The sequence below is a fragment of the Nitratidesulfovibrio liaohensis genome (genome assembly GCF_011682075.1).
GTDB lineage: Bacteria > Desulfobacterota > Desulfovibrionia > Desulfovibrionales > Desulfovibrionaceae > Cupidesulfovibrio > Cupidesulfovibrio liaohensis.
The window spans coordinates 1-2086 of record NZ_VSMK01000455.1; the positions used below are offsets into that span (position 1 = coordinate 1).

Annotated in this window: 4 protein-coding genes; 2 read left to right on the top strand and 2 right to left on the bottom strand. The window is 69.6% G+C overall.

The window, feature by feature from the left end; all coding sequences use genetic code 11:
- On the bottom strand, positions 1 to 398 hold a 398-nt coding region (locus tag FVW27_RS14160), incomplete at its 3' end, for a DUF4147 domain-containing protein (RefSeq protein WP_167126255.1).
- A 405-nt stretch (positions 399 to 803) separates the two neighbouring features.
- On the opposite strand from FVW27_RS14160, the gene FVW27_RS14165 reads away from it, so the two are divergent.
- Together FVW27_RS14165 and FVW27_RS14170 are read left to right on the top strand one after the other, a co-directional pair.
- The gene (locus tag FVW27_RS14165; protein ID WP_167126258.1) at positions 804 to 1358 is read left to right on the top strand and encodes a BON domain-containing protein; all 555 of its coding nucleotides are present in this window, start codon (positions 804 to 806) and stop codon (positions 1356 to 1358) included.
- 84 nt (positions 1359 to 1442) lie between these two features.
- Entirely contained in the window at positions 1443 to 1601 is a 159-nt protein-coding gene (locus FVW27_RS14170; RefSeq protein ID WP_007526996.1) for a rubredoxin, read from the top strand.
- Between the two features lie 122 nt (positions 1602 to 1723).
- Here FVW27_RS14170 and FVW27_RS14175 read toward each other — a convergent pair.
- Positions 1724 to 2086, bottom strand: a 363-nt coding sequence (locus FVW27_RS14175) for a chromate transporter (protein WP_167126261.1), incomplete at its 5' end; no start/stop codon positions are given.

Here is a 2086-nt window from a genome sequence, read left to right on the forward strand (position 1 = left end):
GTAAGGGCGCACAGCACGAGGTCGCGCGGGCCTGCGGTGCGCACCAGGTCCAGGATTTCGTTGGCGGCGCGTTCACCGGCGGCGTCAGGCACGGGGTGGGCGGCCTCGCGCAGGGCTATGCGCTTCAGCGGGGCGGTGTGCCCGTACTTCACCACCACCACGCCGTCGTGCACCCGGTCGCCCAGGATGTCCTCCAGCGCGGCGGCCATGGGGGCCGCGCCCTTGCCCGCGCCCACCACGTAAACGCGTTCGTGGGCGGAAAGGTCGTAGTCGCGCCCGGCGATGTGCAGTGTGTTGCCGTTGCGGCGCACGTGGCGGTGCACGGCGCGGTCGGGGGCCACGGCATCGAGGGCGCGGGACAGGATATGGTCGAGGACGGCGCGCTGTTCGGGGGTCATGCGGCGATCTCCTTGGCGTCGTTAGGGGGCATCGTTGCGGGGATGTGTTGGGGGTGTATGGTGGCGCGGCGCCCGGTCATGCGCTTTCGGTTCTGCTGCATGGCGGTCTGGCGCATGGCGGTCCGCCCACGTGGAGTTCGGTCTCGCCGGTATGCGGCGGGCACGGACGGGGCGGTGGGGCCGCGTGGCGCATGGTAGGTGGGCGCAATGCCCGAGGTCAAGAGGAACGCTCCGTCCGGCGGCAGTCCCCCCGCAGGGCGTTCCAACGATGCAGGGCCCGGTGACAGCGCGCCCGTCGCGTGCTATATTTCACCATGAATCCCCGCGCCCGCGCCGCGCCTTTCTGGAATTGGGGCAGCGCGGCAGGGGGCAACCAACCGCAGAAACAACATGCAGGAGACAGCCATGAAACGCCGCATCCTTTCCGCCGTCGTGCCGGTGCTGCTGCTGGCGGCCTCGGTGCTTGCGCTTTCCGGCCTTGGCGGCTGTGCCGTCTATTCCGTGCCGCAGGATGAGCGCACCGTGGGCACCATGGTGGACGACAGCACCATCCGCACCTCCATCAAGACCGACCTTTTGCAGCGCGACGCATCCGACGGCTATGCCGTGAAGGTGTACAGCTACGCCGGGCGGGTCTTTCTGGTGGGCGAGGTGCCCTCGTCGTTCCGCGACCCGGCGGTGAGCATTGCCCGCAAGGTCAAGGGCGTGCGCTCGGTGACCACGCACTGGTTCGACCCGGGCACCGGCCACACTGCCGACGACCTGGCCGTGGCCACCAAGGTGCGCACCAACCTCATTGCCGAAAAGGCCCTGAGTTCCACCCAGATCGACCTTGAAGTGTACGGCGGTCAGGTGGTGCTGCTGGGCATGGTGCGCGCGCAGGCCGATGTGGACCGCGCAGTCATGGTGGCGCGCGCCGTTGGCGGCGTGCGCTCGGTGAAGTCGTACCTGATTCCGTAGCCGTCACCACGTTCTTTCCGCATCCGCGCGCGGGCCGTGCGCGGATGTCCCAAACAGCGCCCGCCATGGCGCAAGGAGACACCGATGCAGAAGTACAAGTGCCCCTGCGGCTATGTGTACGACCCCTCCGAGGGCGACCCCGAACACGGCGTGGGTCCGGATACCCCCTTCGCCGACCTGCCCGAGGACTGGGTGTGCCCGTGGTGCGACGCGGAGAAGGAATACTTCGAACCCGTGCAGTAGCCGCGCGGACCGTTTCCGCAACGCAGGATGACAATGCCCCCGGCGCAGGATGATGCGCCGGGGGCGTTCGCCGTTTGGGGGAAGGAGCGCGGGCGGAAGGAGACGGCGTCCGGGGCGGATGCCTACAGCACCAGGCGAATCACAGCTCCCAGTCCGGCGCAGGCCGCCAGCACCGGCAGCATGGGGGCCTTGAAGCGCAACATGGCCACGCCCGCGCCCACGGCCAGCAGGGCGGCCACCGGGTCCAGGCTGGACAGGACAGGCAGGGGCAGCCGCAGGCCCAGCGGCCCCTCCCACGCGCCCATGGTGCCGAACAGCACATGCAGCCCGAACCACACCGAGAGGTTGGCGATGACCCCGGCCACGGCGGCGGTGACCCCCGCCAGCGCGGCGGCCAGCGCGGGCCTGCCGCGTACGGCCTCGATGTAGGGAGCGCCCAGGAATATCCACAAAAAGCACGGGGTGAAGGTGACCCACACCGTCAG

Excerpts from the sequence above, each read along its gene's own strand:
- FVW27_RS14165 (WP_167126258.1), top strand. The coding sequence starts at position 804 with ATGAAACGCCGCATCCTTTCCGCCGTCGTGCCGGTGCTGCTGCTGGCG.
- FVW27_RS14170 (WP_007526996.1), top strand. The coding sequence starts at position 1,443 with ATGCAGAAGTACAAGTGCCCCTGCGGCTATGTGTACGACCCCTCCGAG.